15 protein-coding genes and 1 tRNA gene are annotated in these 14,713 nt (G+C 63.5%); 9 read left to right on the forward strand and 7 right to left on the reverse strand.

Annotated features, from left to right (window positions below; all coding sequences use genetic code 11):
• Window position 1: 1 nt before the first annotated feature.
• Window positions 2-280 carry a hypothetical protein gene (locus AB7E35_RS12325; RefSeq protein ID WP_428167647.1) on the reverse strand — a complete coding sequence of 93 codons (279 nt, stop codon included), beginning with the start codon at window positions 278-280 and terminating at the stop codon, window positions 2-4.
• Window positions 281-354: 74 nt separating this feature from the next.
• Here AB7E35_RS12325 and hemA point away from each other — a divergent pair, with 74 nt between their 5' ends.
• The 5 genes from hemA to AB7E35_RS12350 all read left to right on the forward strand — a co-directional run bounded on the left by hemA (window position 355) and on the right by AB7E35_RS12350 (window position 5,705).
• Window positions 355-1,686, forward strand: a complete 1,332-nt coding sequence (hemA, locus tag AB7E35_RS12330; protein WP_428167648.1) for a glutamyl-tRNA reductase — start codon at window positions 355-357, stop codon at window positions 1,684-1,686.
• A gap of 151 nt (window positions 1,687-1,837) precedes the next feature.
• Window positions 1,838-2,917 carry a peptide chain release factor 1 gene (gene prfA, locus AB7E35_RS12335; RefSeq protein WP_428167649.1) on the forward strand — a complete coding sequence of 360 codons (1,080 nt, stop codon included), beginning with the start codon at window positions 1,838-1,840 and terminating at the stop codon, window positions 2,915-2,917.
• A gap of 56 nt (window positions 2,918-2,973) precedes the next feature.
• Window positions 2,974-3,816 (forward strand): peptide chain release factor N(5)-glutamine methyltransferase, encoded by an 843-nt coding sequence (gene prmC / locus AB7E35_RS12340; RefSeq protein ID WP_428167650.1) that lies wholly within the window; start codon window positions 2,974-2,976, stop codon window positions 3,814-3,816.
• A gap of 53 nt (window positions 3,817-3,869) precedes the next feature.
• Window positions 3,870-4,199, forward strand: coding sequence for a Grx4 family monothiol glutaredoxin (gene grxD / locus AB7E35_RS12345; protein WP_428163930.1), 330 nt, complete (start codon window positions 3,870-3,872; stop codon window positions 4,197-4,199).
• 174 nt (window positions 4,200-4,373) lie between these two features.
• Window positions 4,374-5,705, forward strand: a complete 1,332-nt coding sequence (locus AB7E35_RS12350; protein ID WP_428163931.1) for a hemolysin family protein — start codon at window positions 4,374-4,376, stop codon at window positions 5,703-5,705.
• Here AB7E35_RS12350 and AB7E35_RS12355 read toward each other — a convergent pair.
• Both AB7E35_RS12355 and AB7E35_RS12360 read right to left on the reverse strand, forming a co-directional pair.
• Window positions 5,681-6,358, reverse strand: coding sequence for a lytic transglycosylase domain-containing protein (locus AB7E35_RS12355; protein ID WP_428167651.1), 678 nt, complete (start codon window positions 6,356-6,358; stop codon window positions 5,681-5,683). The genes AB7E35_RS12350 and AB7E35_RS12355 overlap by 25 nt on opposite strands.
• On the reverse strand, window positions 6,355-8,100 hold the full coding sequence (locus AB7E35_RS12360) for a proline--tRNA ligase (protein ID WP_428163933.1): 1,746 nt from the start codon (window positions 8,098-8,100) through the stop codon (window positions 6,355-6,357). The genes AB7E35_RS12355 and AB7E35_RS12360 overlap by 4 nt, the downstream gene beginning before the upstream one ends.
• 89 nt (window positions 8,101-8,189) lie before the next feature.
• Between AB7E35_RS12360 and AB7E35_RS12365 the strand changes: the two genes are divergently transcribed.
• Complete coding sequence (locus AB7E35_RS12365; protein ID WP_428163934.1) at window positions 8,190-8,879, forward strand: RNA pyrophosphohydrolase; 690 nt, start codon at window positions 8,190-8,192, stop codon at window positions 8,877-8,879.
• A gap of 19 nt (window positions 8,880-8,898) precedes the next feature.
• Here AB7E35_RS12365 and proB read toward each other — a convergent pair whose 3' ends face one another.
• The 4 genes from proB to rplU form a co-directional block, all read right to left on the reverse strand.
• The gene (gene proB / locus AB7E35_RS12370; RefSeq protein ID WP_428163935.1) at window positions 8,899-10,038 is read right to left on the reverse strand and encodes a glutamate 5-kinase; all 1,140 of its coding nucleotides are present in this window, start codon (window positions 10,036-10,038) and stop codon (window positions 8,899-8,901) included.
• Between the two features lie 84 nt (window positions 10,039-10,122).
• Window positions 10,123-11,199 carry an Obg family GTPase CgtA gene (gene cgtA, locus AB7E35_RS12375; RefSeq protein WP_428163936.1) on the reverse strand — a complete coding sequence of 359 codons (1,077 nt, stop codon included), beginning with the start codon at window positions 11,197-11,199 and terminating at the stop codon, window positions 10,123-10,125.
• A gap of 147 nt (window positions 11,200-11,346) precedes the next feature.
• Complete coding sequence (rpmA, locus tag AB7E35_RS12380) at window positions 11,347-11,604, reverse strand: 50S ribosomal protein L27 (protein WP_270174997.1); 258 nt, start codon at window positions 11,602-11,604, stop codon at window positions 11,347-11,349.
• A 17-nt stretch (window positions 11,605-11,621) separates the two neighbouring features.
• Complete coding sequence (rplU, locus tag AB7E35_RS12385; protein WP_428163937.1) at window positions 11,622-11,933, reverse strand: 50S ribosomal protein L21; 312 nt, start codon at window positions 11,931-11,933, stop codon at window positions 11,622-11,624.
• A gap of 180 nt (window positions 11,934-12,113) precedes the next feature.
• On the opposite strand from rplU, the gene AB7E35_RS12390 reads away from it, so the two are divergent.
• From AB7E35_RS12390 to AB7E35_RS12400, 3 genes are all read left to right on the forward strand, one after another.
• Entirely contained in the window at window positions 12,114-13,097 is a 984-nt protein-coding gene (locus tag AB7E35_RS12390; protein ID WP_428163938.1) for a polyprenyl synthetase family protein, read from the forward strand.
• 24 nt (window positions 13,098-13,121) lie between these two features.
• Window positions 13,122-13,198 (forward strand) — tRNA-Pro (locus AB7E35_RS12395).
• A gap of 225 nt (window positions 13,199-13,423) precedes the next feature.
• Window positions 13,424-14,449 (forward strand): IS110 family transposase, encoded by a 1,026-nt coding sequence (locus AB7E35_RS12400; protein WP_428167652.1) that lies wholly within the window; start codon window positions 13,424-13,426, stop codon window positions 14,447-14,449.
• Window positions 14,450-14,713 lie beyond the last annotated feature (264 nt).

Below are 14,713 nucleotides of genomic sequence, written 5' to 3' on the forward strand. Positions count from 1 at the left end.
ATCAGCCGCGCCAGGCGCGCAGCAACACCCACTGGCTGGTGGCGCAGGCCAGCACCAGACCAGCGTAGGCGGCCATCTTGCCATCGCGCCCCAGCAGCACCAAACCAGCCACCAGGGCCATGCAACCCACTGCAAAATTAATAGCTACTGGCGCAATCCAGCCCTTGGATTTGGCCATATTTCGCATAAACACATGGCTACACGCCACGAGCAGCATCGCCACCGCCAGCGCGGGGGCGGCGAAATTCAGCACATGGTTGATGGCGAGAAGAAGGCTCATGGAGTTGTGACGCAAATCAAGGCTTTGGCGCCGCGGCCAGCCTGCGGGCGCGGCGGATTTTATAATCGCGCCCCATGGCAGTCTGGGCTCTCGGCATCAACCATCACACAGCTCCGCTTGATCTGCGGGGCCGCTTCGCGTTTGCCCTGGATCAGATCGCGCCCACGCTGCACGGGCTGCGCGAGTCGCTGGCCAACGGCTCGGGTCGCCACCCCGGGGTGGAGACGGCCATCATCTCCACCTGCAACCGCACCGAGATCTACTGCGCCGCCCCCACTTCCACGCCCGGCCCTGCGCTGGCCCACACGCTGGACTGGCTGGCCCACAGCGGCGGCGTCAGCCCCGCGCTGCTGCGCTCGCACTCCTACAGCCTTGAAAACAGCCTGGTCGCGCGCCATGCCTTCCGGGTGGCCAGCGGGCTTGATTCGATGGTGCTGGGCGAGGCGCAAATCCTCGGCCAGATGAAAGACGCCGTGCGCGCCGCCGAGGGCGCGGGCGCGCTGGGCACCACGCTCAACCAGCTGTTCCAGCGCAGCTTTGCAGTGGCCAAAGAGGTGCGCACCAGCACCGATATCGGCGCGCACAGTATCAGCATGGCGGCCGCGGCCGTGCGCCTGGCCAGCCAGCTGTTCGAAGACCTGTCCCAGATCCGCGTGCTGTTCGTGGGCGCGGGCGAGATGATCGAGTTGTGCACCACGCACTTCGCGGCCAAGAACCCCAGACAGATCACGATCGCCAACCGCACGCTGGAGCGCGGCGAGAAGCTGGCCACGCGATTGGGCGGCGAGGTGATGCGCCTGGCCGACCTGCCCGACCACCTGCACGAATACGACGCCGTCATCAGCTGCACGGCCAGCAGCCTGCCCATCATCGGCCTGGGCGCCGTCGAACGCGCCCTGAAAAAGCGCCGCCACCGCCCCATGTTCATGGTGGATCTGGCCGTGCCGCGCGACATCGAGCCCGAAGTGCAGCAGCTGCAAGACGTGTACCTGTACACCGTGGACGACCTGGCCAGCGTGGTGCAGACCGCGCAGGCACATCGCCAGGCCGCCGTGGCGCAGGCCGAAGCCATCATCGACGCGGGCGTGCAAAACTTCATGCACTGGATGGAGCTGCGCAGCCCCGCCGCGCACGATGGCGGCGTGGTGCCGCTGATCCAGCAGCTCAACACCCAGGCCGACGCATGGCGCGCCCTGGAGATTGCCCGCGCCAAGAAGCGCCTGGCCAAGGGCGAGGACATCGACACCGTGCTCGAAGCCCTGTCACGCGGCCTCACGCAAAAGATGCTGCACGGCACCATGGCCGAGCTGCGTGCGGGCGACGCCGAGGCGCGCGCCCGGACCGCGCAGGCGGTGTCGCGACTGTTCCTGCGCTCGCAAAGCAAGACCCCGGGCAACGGGCTGTAGCGGTGCTCGCCCTCCCAGGCGGCCGGCATCGCCCCCTGGCACCTCTGGTGGCACGCCCAACCGGCTTCAAGCCCATTCGGACCTCCAGCGCTTATGAAACAAGCGCTAGCAGCTACCAAAATGGTAGCAAAATCTTTTCTTGACTCTCCCGATGAAACCCTTTCTCCGCAGCCAGCTGGAACGCTACGCGCAACGCCTGCAGGAACTCGACTTCCTGCTCTCGCGCGAGGACATCATGACCGACATGCAGCAATACCGCAGCATCTCGCGCGAACACGCCGAGGTGACCCAGGTCGCTGGCCGCTATGCCCGCTACCAGCAGCGCGAGGCCGACCTGGCCGGCGCCCGGGAAATGCTCGAAGACCCCGACATGGCCGAGATGGCGCAGGAGGAAATCCAGGCCGCCGAGGCCGAGCTGCTGCAGCTGGAGAACGAACTACAGCGGCTGCTCCTGCCCAAGGACCCCGACGACGAGCGCAACGCCTTCGTCGAAATCCGCGCCGGCACGGGCGGCGACGAGTCCGCGCTGTTCGCGGGCGACCTGGCGCGCATGTACACGCGCTACGCCGCCACCGTGGGCTGGAAGGTCGAGGTGATGAGCGCCAACGAGAGCGAGCTGGGCGGCTACAAGGAAGTGGTGCTGCGCATCGAGGGCGATCACGCCTACGGCGCGCTGCGCTTTGAATCGGGCGGCCATCGCGTGCAGCGCGTGCCCGCCACCGAGACGCAGGGCCGCATTCACACCAGCGCCTGCACCGTGGCCGTGATGCCCGAGCCCGACGAGGCCCAGGCCATCACGCTGAACCCGGCGGATCTGCGCATCGACACCTTCCGCGCCAGCGGCGCCGGCGGCCAGCACATCAACAAGACGGATTCAGCCGTGCGCGTGGTGCACTTGCCCACCGGCATCGTGGCCGAATGCCAGGACGGGCGCAGCCAGCACAGCAACAAGGCCAAGGCGCTGCAGGTGCTGCAGGCGCGCATCCAGGAAAAAGAACGCAGCGAACGCGCCGCCAAAGAGGCCGCGCTGCGCAAGGGGCTGATCGGCAGCGGCGACCGCTCAGACCGCATCCGCACCTACAACTTCCCGCAGGGGCGCCTGACCGACCACCGCATCAACCTGACGCTGTACAAGCTGCTGGCCGTGATGGAGGGCGACCTGGGCGATGTGCTGCAGGCGCTGCAGCACGCGCGCGAGGCCGAGCAGTTGGCCGAACTGGGTTTGGAATGATTTCCGCCTCCAGCACTTTCCCGGCAAGCGCACGCAGCTATCAATAAGGAAGCATCTTGTCTTCTACCACCCTCGCCCAAGCGCTGACCCAGGCCCAGGCCGGGGGGCTGGCGCGCATCGACGCGCAAATGCTGCTGCTGTACGTGCTGGGGCGCGCGCCCAACGACCGTGCCTGGCTGCTGGTGCATGACGGCGATGCGCTGACCGCCGCGGCCGTCGATCAGTACACCGCGCTGTGCGCACGCCGCGCCCGCGGCGAGCCCGTGGCTTACCTGACGGGGCGCAAGGAGTTCTGGGGCCTGCCACTGGCCGTGGACGCCCGGGTGCTGGACCCGCGCCCCGACACCGAGACGCTGGTCGGTTGGGCGCTGGAAGTGCTGGCCGCCCACCCCGCGCCGCGCGTGGCCGACCTGGGCACGGGCAGCGGCGCCATCGCCCTGGCACTGCAGCACGAGCGGCCCGACGCCCAGGTGCTGGCTGTGGATGCCAGCGCCGACGCCCTCGCCGTGGCCCGCGCCAACGCCCTGCGGCTGGGGCTGCCGGTGCGCTTTGCGCAGGGCAACTGGCTGCAAGGCGTGGCCGGGCCGTTTGACGCCATCGTCAGCAACCCGCCCTACATCCCCGCGCTGGATCCGCACCTGGCCGCCCTCACCCACGAGCCGCTGGCCGCGCTGGCCAGCGGCGCCGATGGTCTGGAGGACATCCGCACCATCATCGCCCAGGCGCCCACGCGGCTGGCACCCTGCGGCTGGCTGCTGCTGGAGCATGGCTGGGACCAGGCCGACGCCGTGCAAGCACTGCTGCGCGACGCGGGTTTTGACCAGGTGCAAAGCCGCCGCGATTTGTCCGGCATAGCCCGATGCACTGGCGGGTCAATGCCCGGTGCCGCCCCGCAGTGAAATAATCCACCCATTGCCGCCCGGCTCCCGGGCGCCCATTTCAGGAGAACCCCATGAGCGACGTCCAGCAACGCATCGACCAACTGGTCAAGACCAACGACATCCTGCTGTTCATGAAAGGCAATGCCAGCTTTCCTATGTGCGGTTTTTCAGGCCGTGCCATCCAGATCCTCAAGGCCTGCGGCGTGGACCCCAAGAGCATCGCCACCGTGAACGTGCTGGAGGACCAGGAAATCCGCCAGGGCATCAAGGAATACAGCAACTGGCCCACCATTCCGCAGCTGTATGTGAAGGGCGAGTTCATCGGTGGCTCGGACATCATGATGGAGATGTACGAGTCCGGTGAACTGCAGCAAGTGCTGGACGCACGCAACGCCGCCTGACACCCCTTAGCCGCCGCACCGCCACCAACCGCCCGCCCAGGGCGGTTTTTTTTGCCCATGGGGCCGGCCAGGCGCCATAGCGCAGGCCCGCTACACTCAAGGTGACCCATAGCCTCGTGTCCATGTGCCCCCGGCTTGACTATCTGCAGGCGCGGGGCCCAGCACCATCGCTTCATGTCACTGTCCGAAAGCCTCTTCGTCCTCATCGCCCTCATCGGGGCCAGCGCATTTTTCTCGCTGGCCGAGATTTCCCTGGCCGCGTCGCGCCGGCTGCGGCTGCGCCAGCTGGCCGACGAGGGCAACTACCGCGCCGGCCGTGTGCTGCAGTTGCAGGAAACCCCTGGCGACTACTTCACCGCCGTGCAGATCGGCCAGAACGCCGTGGCGGTGCTGGGCGGCATCGTGGGCGAAGGGGCGCTGAGCCCGCACTTTTCCCGCTTCTTCGGCCTGTGGCTGGGCCAGGCACCCGCACAGACGGCGGGTTTTTTGCTGTCGTTCACCGTCATCACGTCGCTGTTCATCCTGTTTGCCGACTTGTTCCCCAAGCGCATGGGCATGGCCGAGCCTGAGCGACTGGCCGTGCGCGTGGTAGCCCCCATGCAGGCCGCGATGGCACTGCTGCGGCCCCTCGTGTGGCTCTACAGCCGCTGCGCGGATCTGCTGTTTCGCGCGCTGGGCATGAACGCCTTGCGCGACGACCGCGTCACATCCGACGACATCCTGGCCATGATGGAAGCCGGTGCGCGCGCAGGCGTGCTGGCTGCGCGCGAACAGCAGGTGATCGAGAACGTGTTCGAGCTGGACTCGCGCAGCGTGACCAGCGCCATGTCGCCGCGCGACCGCGTGGCCTACTTTCTGAGCGACGACCCGGACACGGTGATCCGCGCGCGCATTGCCGCCGAGCCGTTTTCCACTTACCCGGTGTGCGAGGGCGACATCGACCATGTGGTGGGCTATGTCGATGCCAAGGATTTGTTTCAGCGCTTGCTCAACAACCAGCCGATCTCGCTGACCGATGAAGAATTGGTGCGCAAGGTGCTCGTGGTGCCCGACCGGCTGTCGCTGGCCGAGGTGCTGGACCAGTTCCGCCAGGTGCATGAGGACTTCGCGGTCATCGTCAACGAATACAGCCTGGTGGTGGGCGTGGTCACGCTCAACGACGTGATGAGCACCGTGATGGGCGACCTGGTGGGCCCGGACGATGAGGAGCAGATCGTGCGCCGGGACGAACATTCATGGCTCATCGACGGCGCCACGCCCGTGAGCGATGTGCAGCATGCCCTGGGCCTGGACGAGCTGCCCCATGCCGACGAATATGAAACCCTGGCAGGCTTTTTGATGGAGATGCTGCGCCGCGTGCCGCGCCGCACCGACAGCGTGACCTTCGGAGGCTACAAGTTCGAGGTGCTGGACGTGGACAGCTACCGCATCGACCAGGTCATGGTGTCGCGGCTAAGCCCTGCGCCGGTGGCTGCCGCGGCTCAGGCGTCCGAAGTGCGCTCTTGATAGAACCAGCTGCGCTGCGCCGCAAACACCGCGCTGGGGTACGGCGCCTTGCCGCGGCTGCCGTTGTAGCGCCCGAGCGCCATGTACAGATCGCCCCGCTCGCGGTCGAGGTAGTGGCGCAATATCACGCAACCAAAACGCAGGTTGGTCTGCATGTGAAACAGCTTGCCGGGGTCGCCGTCGCCGATCACGCGCGTCCAAAACGGCATCACCTGCATGTAGCCGCGCGCGCCCACAGGCGAGATGGCGAACTTGCGAAACGCGCTTTCCACCTGAATCAGGCCCAGCACCAGTGACACATCAAGCCCGGCACGCTTGGACTCGTACCAAACCGTCTGCAGGAAGTCGCGGCGAACCTCCCACGCGGGCTTGCGCTGGCGCAGGCGATCACTCATGGTCCCCAGCCACCGCAGGTACAGCAGGCGGGCCTCGGTGGTGGCAAACAGAGGCTCGGGTGGCGCAAGGTCTGCCACCGCAGAACTAAGCGCGGTACGCACGGAGTCGATCAGCGGCTCTTCCAGCTGCCCCCCGGCATGCGCCAGCGAGGGCGCGCCCAGCCATGCAGCAGGCCCAGCCGCCAGCGACACCAGACAGGCCCGGCGCGACAGGCCCTGCCGCCATTGCACACCCTGAAAATCCACCGCTGCACTCATGCTGCCAAACGTTCCTTCACATGGGCCAGGATGTCCGCAACGCCCACCTTGGTGGCGGATGCATCGCGGCGGTGCTGGTATTCGACCTGGCCTTCCTTCAGGCTCTTGTCGCCAATCGTCACGCGGTGCGGCACGCCGATCAGCTCCCAGTCGGCAAACATGGCGCCTGGGCGCTCGCCACGGTCATCCAGGATCACGTCCACCCCGGCTGCCAGCAGTTCAGCGTAGAGCGACTCGGCCTGGGCCTTGACCGCCTCGCTACGATCCATCCCCACAGGGCATATGACGACGGTGAACGGCGCAATGGAATCGGGCCAGACAATGCCACGCTCGTCGTGGTTTTGCTCGATGGCCGCCGCCGGCAGGCGCGTGATGCCGATGCCATAGCAGCCCATCTCGAAGAATGCGGGCTTGCCGTCTTCTGCCAGGAAGGTGGCATTCATGGCCCTGGAATACTTGGTGCCCAGGTAGAACACATGGCCGACTTCGATGCCGCGCTCGATGGCCAGCTCTCCCTTGCCGTCAGGCGACAGGTCTCCGGCCACCACGTTGCGCAAGTCGGCCACCAGGTCGGGCTCGGGCAGGTCGCGGCCCCAGTTGACGCCGGTGATGTGGTGGTCTTCCTGGTTGGCACCGCAGATCCAGTCGGCCATCACGGCCACGTCGCGATCGGCCACGATCCTCACCGGCTTCTTCAGGCTCAAAGGACCCAGGTAGCCGGGTTTGCTGCCGAAGTGATCTTCGATCTCGGCAACGGTCGCGAAGCGAAAACCCGCGTCCAGGCCGGGCACCTTGGCCACCTTGATCTCGTTCATGTCATGGTCGCCGCGCAGCAGCAGCAGCCAGACCTGGCTGCGCAACACCTCACCCGCCTCGTTGGTCTCATCCGTGGCCAGCACCAGAGACTTGACCGTGGTGGACAGCGGTACGCCCAGCATCTCGGCCACATCGGCGCAGGTGCTCTTGCCCGGCGTGGGCGTCAAGGTCTGCGGCTGCGTCGGCGCAGGGCGCGGGCCGACGGGCGCCAGCGCCTCGGCTTTTTCCATGTTGGCTGCGTAATCGCTGGCGGGGCAATAGACGATGGCGTCCTCCCCTGTGGCGGCGATCACCTGGAATTCTTCACTCAGATCCCCACCAATGGCGCCCGAGTCCGCTGCCACCGCGCGATAGCGCAGACCGAAGCGGTCAAAAATGCGACGATAGGCCTGCGCCATGACCTGGTAGCTGGCCTTGGCGCTGGTCTGGTCACGGTCAAAGCTGTAGGCGTCCTTCATGATGAACTCGCGCCCGCGCATCAGACCAAAGCGCGGACGGCGTTCGTCGCGGAACTTGGTCTGGATCTGATAGAGGTTCTTGGGCAGCTGCTTGTAGCTGCGCAGTTCCTGGCGCGCAATGTCGGTGACCACTTCTTCGCTGGTGGGCTGGATCACGAAATCGCGCCCGTGGCGATCCTGGATGCGCAGCAGCTCGGGGCCCATCTTCTCGAAGCGGCCGGTTTCGTGCCACAGCTCAGAGGGCTGCACCACGGGCATGGTCAGCTCGACGGCGCCGGCGCGGTTCATTTCTTCGCGCACGATGGCTTCGACCTTGCGGATGACCCGCAGCCCCATCGGCATGTAGTTGTAAATACCCGCCCCCAGCTTCTTGATGAGGCCGGCGCGCATCATGAGTTTGTGACTGACAACCTCGGCGTCGGCCGGGGCCTCTTTCAAGGTGGAGATGAAGAATTGGGAAGCTTTCATTGAACGCGCTTGACAACTGTGTTGCTGAACTTGCCGCAGACAGGGCTGCGTGCATAATGACCACAGTTTTAAAGAATTAGGGTTAGATTATGCTTGACAGGGACGGTTTTCGCCCAAACGTCGGCATCATCCTGCTCAACCAAAGAAACCAGGTATTCTGGGGCAAGCGCATCCGAACCCACAGCTGGCAGTTTCCGCAAGGTGGCATTGACCGCGGAGAAAACCCGGAGCAAGCCATGTTCCGCGAACTGCACGAAGAGGTAGGACTGCTGCCAAACCAGGTACGTGTGATTGCCCGCACCCGGGACTGGTTGCGCTACGAGGTGCCTGACCGGTACATCCGCCGCGACGCGCGCGGACACTACAAAGGCCAGAAACAAATCTGGTATCTGCTGCAGCTTCTGGGCCACGACTGGGATCTGAACCTGCGCGCCACCAACCACCCCGAGTTCGACGCGTGGCGCTGGAATGACTATTGGGTGCCGCTGGATGTGGTGGTCGATTTCAAGCGCGGCGTGTACGAGATGGCGCTGACCGAGCTGTCGCGCTTTCTCCCCCGGCATGAGCAACGCAACCGTTACCTGCGCAGCGGCATGCGGTCGCGTGACTCTGAAGGCAGCCATACACCCATGCAGCGGGCTGGCTCCCTGCTGGTCAAGCCCGGCATGGAGTTGCCTCCCGGAGCCAGCTTTGATCCCGATCCGCAAAACAGCATACCTGCGCCGCTGGTTGAAACGGCATCAGCCAGCGCTCCACCCAGAAAACCTGCCAGTGTGTGATGTGGGCTGCCCGGCCCCGTCAGGCGCCGGACACAACCATGTTGTCGCGATGCACCATCTCGGGCTCGGCGGCATAGCCCAGCAGACGCTCAAAATCTGCTGACGGCCGGCGGCACAGCAGACGCGCTTCGGCGCTGGCGTAATTGGCCAGGCCGCGGGCGATCTCTGCACCCGCAGCATCGCGAACGGCGATCACGTCGCCACGCGCGAAGTCGCCCTCGACGGAAACCATCCCGATGGGCAGCAGGCTCTTGCCTTCGTCACGCAGCTTGGCCGCTGCGCCCGCATCGACCGTCACCGAGCCGCGCAGTTGCAGGTGGTCAGCCATCCATTGCTTGCGGGCCTGATTTTTCTGAGTCTGCGCCACGAGCAGCGTGCCAATGGCTTCGCCACGCGCCAGGCGCAGCAGCACGTCACGCTCGCGACCCCATGCAATGACGGTGGACGCGCCCGAGCCCGCAGCGCGCTTGGCCGCCAAAATCTTGGTGATCATCCCACCCTTGCCGATACTGGAGCCGGCGCCGCCAGCCATCACTTCCAGCGCGGCATCACCAGCCTGCGCCTCGTGCACAAACTGCGCCTGCGGGTCGCGGCGCGGGTCGGCGGTGTACAAGCCCTTCTGATCGGTCAGGATGACGAGGGCGTCGGCCTCAACCAGATTGGCCACCAGAGCGCCCAGCGTGTCGTTGTCGCCGAACTTGATTTCGTCGGTGACAACGGTGTCGTTTTCGTTGATAACCGGCACCACGCCCAGGCGCAGCAAGGTCAGCAGCGTGGAGCGGGCATTCAGGTAGCGCTCGCGGTCGGCCAGGTCGGCGTGGGTCAGCAACACCTGCGCGCTGCCTATGCGCTGCTCGCGCAGCTTGGTCTCGTACATCTGGGCCAGGCCCATTTGCCCCACGGCGGCGGCGGCCTGCAGTTCGTGGATCTCGCTGGGGCGCGCTGACCAGCCCAGGCGCTTCATGCCCTCTGCGATGGCGCCGCTGGAGACCATGATGACTTCACGCGACTCGCCGCCCTCGCCTCGCACCAGCGCAGCCAGTTGGCGGCTCCACTCCCCAATGGCAATCTCATCCAGCCCCCGCCCCTCATTGGTGACGAGGCTGGAGCCTACCTTGACCACGATGCGACGTGCGTCGCGCAATACACTGGACACCATTTTTTATAAAAATTGGCTCTAGCCCTTATAAAACAAGCGCCAGAAGCTATTAAATATATAGCAATTCAACCTCCGGCCCTTGCGTCACGGCTGTGCAGGCAGCTGATCAGCGAAGCGCGGATCCACCTCAACCGGCGCATTTTGCGCAAGCTGCTGGGCGTGCACATGCTGAAAGATGGACTGCACCAGAGACTCGCAACCCTCGCGCGTCAACGCGGAGATTTCGAACACCGGCCCCTTCCACTTGAAGCGCTTCACGAAGTCCTTGACCCGCTCTGCGCGCTCCTCGGCTGGCACCATGTCCAGCTTGTTGAGCACAAGCCAGCGCGGCTTCTCAAACAGCTGGGTATCGTATTTTTTCAGCTCACCCACGATGGCCTTGGCCTGCGCCACCGGATCGACGGTATCGTCGAAAGGCGCCAGATCCACCACATGCAGCAGTAGCCGTGTGCGCTGCAAGTGGCGCAAAAACTGGTGGCCCAAACCCGCGCCTTCGGATGCGCCCTCGATCAGGCCTGGAATGTCGGCGATGACGAAACTCTGCTCAGGCCCCACACGCACCACACCCAGATTGGGGTGCAAGGTGGTGAACGGATAGTCGGCAATCTTCGGCCGGGCGTTGGACACGGCCGCGATGAAAGTGGACTTGCCCGCATTGGGCATGCCCAGCAGGCCTACATCAGCCAGCACCTTGAGTTCGAGCTTGAGGTTTTTGCGCTCGCCGGGCCAGCCCGGCGTTTTCTGGCGAGGAGCGCGATTGATGGCGCTCTTGAAACGCATATTGCCGAAGCCACCATCGCCGCCTTTGGCGATCGTGATTACCTCGCCCGGCGTGAGCAACTCGTACAGCACTTCGCCGGTGTCGGCGTCGCTAATGATGGTGCCCACGGGCATCTTGAGGGTGATATCTGAGCCAGCCGCCCCAAACATGTCGGAACCCTTGCCATGCTCTCCACGCTTGGCCTCGTGGCGGCGTGAGTAGCGAAAGTCCACCAGCGTATTGAGGTTAGGGTCTGCCACCGCAAACACATGCCCTCCGCGGCCGCCATCGCCACCGTCAGGCCCACCAAACTCTTTGTATTTCTCGTGCCGAAACGAGACACAGCCATTGCCACCGTCGCCCGCGGCAACGTCGATAAAGGCTTCGTCAACAAACTTCATGGGTATCCAGTTTACAGAAGCGCACCCACGTCAACGTGGTGCCGAAGAGTAGTTGCGCCTGAGCGCATCAAGAAACCGCGCATGCGCCGAAAACAACAAAGCCCCGACGGGTCGGGGCTTTGCAATCGCGATGGTGGCGCAATGCCTTTACGCGGGGGTCACGCTGACCGTGTGCTTGGACAGTGCGCCCTTGGTGCCGAAAGACACATGGCCATCCACCAAGGCAAACAACGTGTGATCCTTGCCCAATCCGACATTCACGCCGGGATGGATACGCGTACCGCGCTGACGGACAATGATAGAACCTGCGCTGATCAGCTCACCACCGTAAGCCTTCACGCCGAGCATTTTGGGCTTGGAATCGCGCCCGTTTCGCGTAGAGCCGCCGCCTTTTTTCTGTGCCATGACATCAGCTCCCTGTTTTAAGCAGCAATCGCCTGGATCTGCAGTTCTGTGAACTGCTGGCGATGACCTTGACGTTTCTGATAGTGCTTGCGACGACGCATCTTGAAGATGCGCACTTTATCGTGCTTGCCGTGAGCCACGACCGTAGCCGTCACTGTTGCGCCGGAAACCAGGGGAGTGCCAACCTTGAGCTCAGCGCCGTTGCCGACGGCAAGAACCTGGTCAATCACAATCTCCTGGCCTACTTCCGCAGCAATCTGTTCTACCTTAATTTTTTCGCCAGCGGCAACGCGATACTGCTTGCCGCCGGTTTTTATGACCGCGTACATGTAAACCTCATTTGTCTTGGAGTTCTGCAGACGAATTTCTACAGAACCTGTGATTGTATCACCAAGGCAAAACGGGGGCAAATCTACCGTCGCCTCGTCTTCGAAAGCTCAGTGCGACACGGGGCACGCAGCCTGGCTGCTTCCTATAATCGGCCTTTCATTTCCACACCAGCAAGCACCTTGGCCGCCAACTCCCCCAGCACCGCCGCCACCCTCGCACTGATTGCCGACGACATGCGAGAGGTGGACAAGGTCATAGCATCACGACTTCAATCATCGGTCTCTCTGGTGGGAGAGGTCGCTCAGTACATCATCTCAGCTGGCGGAAAGCGTCTGCGCCCTGCATTACTGCTTCTGGTGAGTGGCGCTCTGGGCTACAAGGGCGAGCAACGGTTCAATCTTGCAGCGGTAGTGGAATTCATCCACACAGCCACTCTCCTGCACGATGATGTGGTGGACGAGTCCACTCTGCGTCGGGGGCGCCCCACAGCGAACGAGAGCTTTGGCAATCCTGCAAGTGTGCTAGTGGGCGATTTTCTCCATTCACGCGCCTTTCAAATGGTGGTCAGCACCAACAACTTGCGCGTAATGCAAACCTTGGCTGACGCCACCAACGTGATCGCGGAAGGCGAAGTCCAGCAGCTCATGAATACACATGACGCATCCCTGGACGAAGCCGGCTACCTGAACGTCATACGATCCAAAACAGCAAAACTGTTTGAGGCCAGCGCTCGCATCGCTGCAATCCTCGCGGGCAGCCCGCCCGCCACGGAGCAAGCTTGTGCCGAATACGGCCAGGCACTCGGCACAGCCTTCCAAGTCATCGACGATGTACTCGACTATGACGGCAATGCGCAGGAGATGGGGAAAAACCTGGGCGACGACCTGCGTGAAGGCAAAGTGACCCTTCCCCTCATCATTGCCATGCAGCGTGGCAACGAGGCGCAACGCGAACTACTGCGCCGCGTCATCGAGACCGGTGCCACCGATGAACTTGCGCCCGTCATCGCCGTCATCCGTGATACCGGCGCATTGACCGCAACTCGTGAAGCGGCGGCGGCGCAGGCACAACTGGCCGTGGACGCTGCAGAGAAGCTACCGCCCAATCTGTACACCAAAGGTTTGCTACAATTAGCGGCTCAGCTACTTGACAGACGCGTCTGATTGCGTGTGTTCGATGAGGAGCATCGGGGTGTAGCTTAGCCTGGTAGAGCGCTACGTTCGGGACGTAGAGGCCGGAGGTTCGAATCCTCTCACCCCGACCAAAAATATCCTTGTAAATCAAGAACTTAGAAAGCTCCGCAGGTCGGAGCTTTTTTGTTTTTGGCGCCATTAGTGGCAGATTAGTGGCACGCCGCTGGTCTTCGTGCCACCACAGCGCAGGCGATATAAACAGATGGTGTGGGCGCCTCCCTCCTACCGCTACTTGCACAGCGCCCTGGGTAGTGCCAGATTGGCGATCTCGTCGTCAACTCGAAGTGGAGAGCATCATGGAACGTACCGTCATTGCTGTCGACATTGCCAAGAAGGTGTTTCAACTGCACTGGGTCGAGATGGACACCGGCTGCATCGAGCGCTTGCAGCTAAAGCGCGCCAAGATGCTGGAGTGGTTTGCCAACCGCGCTGCGGCGCTGGTCGTCATGGAAGCGTGCGGCGGTGCTCACGACTGGGGCCGAGCCTTGATGGAACTGGGCCACGAGGTACGACTTATCTCACCACGCAAGGTGCGCCCCTTCGTGCAGCGCAATAAGACCGACGCAGCGGACGCCCAAGCGATCTGGACCGCATGCCAGCAGCCAGGAATGCGCTTCGTTCCTGTGAAGACCGAGGCCCAGCAAATCGTGCTGTCGCTGCACAGGATGCGCTCGCAGCTCATGAAGACCCGCATCATGCAAACCAACGAACTCCGTGGGCTGCTCTACGAGTTTGGCATCGTGTTGCCGGAAGGTCACGCGGCGTTGCTAAAGGCCTTGCCTGATGCCATGCGTGACGCGAGGACACGGCTGCCTGCGATCCTCATGGACAGTCTGGCCGAGCAGCTCAGGCGAGTCCAGCAACTGCAGGCTGACATTGGCATGATCGAGCGACGACTGTCACAGCAGATGCAGGAATTACCGGCCTGCAAAGCTGTCGCCGAGATCCCAGGCATCGGTCTGCTCACAGCAACGGCCGTTGTCGCCAGCATGGGCACGCCGACCGCGTTCAAGGATGCCCGGGAGTTTGCAGCATGGATCGGACTTGTCCCTCGCCAGACCGGCACTGGTGGACGAGTCCGGCAACTGGGCATCAGCAAGCGGGGCGATGCTTACCTGCGAACGTTGCTGATGCATGGTGCTCGATCTGTCGTGATGAGAGCGAAGGATGGCCCGACATGGCCATGGTTGACAGCGCTCCTACAGCGCCGACCGTACAGCGTGGCTGTCGCCGCGGTGGCAAACAAGTTGGCGCGAACGATCTGGGCGGTTCTGGCAGGTGGGCAGGCCTGGCGCTCCGAGGCGTGGCAGGCCGCGCACTGATGGCCACAAGTACGAAGAAAGCGAATCAACGAGTTTGAAGGAGAGCAAGCGACCACGCGTGTGATGGGACAGACGGTCGGACCGGGACGGGGACACTCCGATAGGGAACAAGAGCAAAGAGCTCGGTTTGCAGATGGTGAGATAGCCCCTTGAAACTCCGGACCCGTCCTATCGCTTATCTTTGAAGATAGGAGTAGGACTGTGAGTACGACTAGGCATACGGACACTGTTGAAGTCATCTTGAAAGACCAGCGCCGCAGGCGC

The organism is Diaphorobacter sp., from assembly GCF_050251835.1.
Classification (GTDB): Bacteria; Pseudomonadota; Gammaproteobacteria; order Burkholderiales; family Burkholderiaceae_C; genus JBFXIE01.

Excerpts from the sequence above, each read along its gene's own strand:
- cgtA (WP_428163936.1), bottom strand. The coding sequence starts at position 11,199 with ATGAAGTTTGTTGACGAAGCCTTTATCGACGTTGCCGCGGGCGACGGT.
- proB (WP_428163935.1), bottom strand. The coding sequence starts at position 10,038 with ATGGTGTCCAGTGTATTGCGCGACGCACGTCGCATCGTGGTCAAGGTA.
- AB7E35_RS12400 (WP_428167652.1), top strand. The coding sequence starts at position 13,424 with ATGGAACGTACCGTCATTGCTGTCGACATTGCCAAGAAGGTGTTTCAA.
- AB7E35_RS12325 (WP_428167647.1), bottom strand. The coding sequence starts at position 280 with ATGAGCCTTCTTCTCGCCATCAACCATGTGCTGAATTTCGCCGCCCCC.
- AB7E35_RS12365 (WP_428163934.1), top strand. The coding sequence starts at position 8,190 with ATGCTTGACAGGGACGGTTTTCGCCCAAACGTCGGCATCATCCTGCTC.
- rplU (WP_428163937.1), bottom strand. The coding sequence starts at position 11,933 with ATGTACGCGGTCATAAAAACCGGCGGCAAGCAGTATCGCGTTGCCGCT.
- rpmA (WP_270174997.1), bottom strand. The coding sequence starts at position 11,604 with ATGGCACAGAAAAAAGGCGGCGGCTCTACGCGAAACGGGCGCGATTCC.
- hemA (WP_428167648.1), top strand. The coding sequence starts at position 355 with ATGGCAGTCTGGGCTCTCGGCATCAACCATCACACAGCTCCGCTTGAT.
- AB7E35_RS12350 (WP_428163931.1), top strand. The coding sequence starts at position 4,374 with ATGTCACTGTCCGAAAGCCTCTTCGTCCTCATCGCCCTCATCGGGGCC.
- AB7E35_RS12355 (WP_428167651.1), bottom strand. The coding sequence starts at position 6,358 with ATGAGTGCAGCGGTGGATTTTCAGGGTGTGCAATGGCGGCAGGGCCTG.
- prfA (WP_428167649.1), top strand. The coding sequence starts at position 1,838 with ATGAAACCCTTTCTCCGCAGCCAGCTGGAACGCTACGCGCAACGCCTG.
- AB7E35_RS12360 (WP_428163933.1), bottom strand. The coding sequence starts at position 8,100 with ATGAAAGCTTCCCAATTCTTCATCTCCACCTTGAAAGAGGCCCCGGCC.
- grxD (WP_428163930.1), top strand. The coding sequence starts at position 3,870 with ATGAGCGACGTCCAGCAACGCATCGACCAACTGGTCAAGACCAACGAC.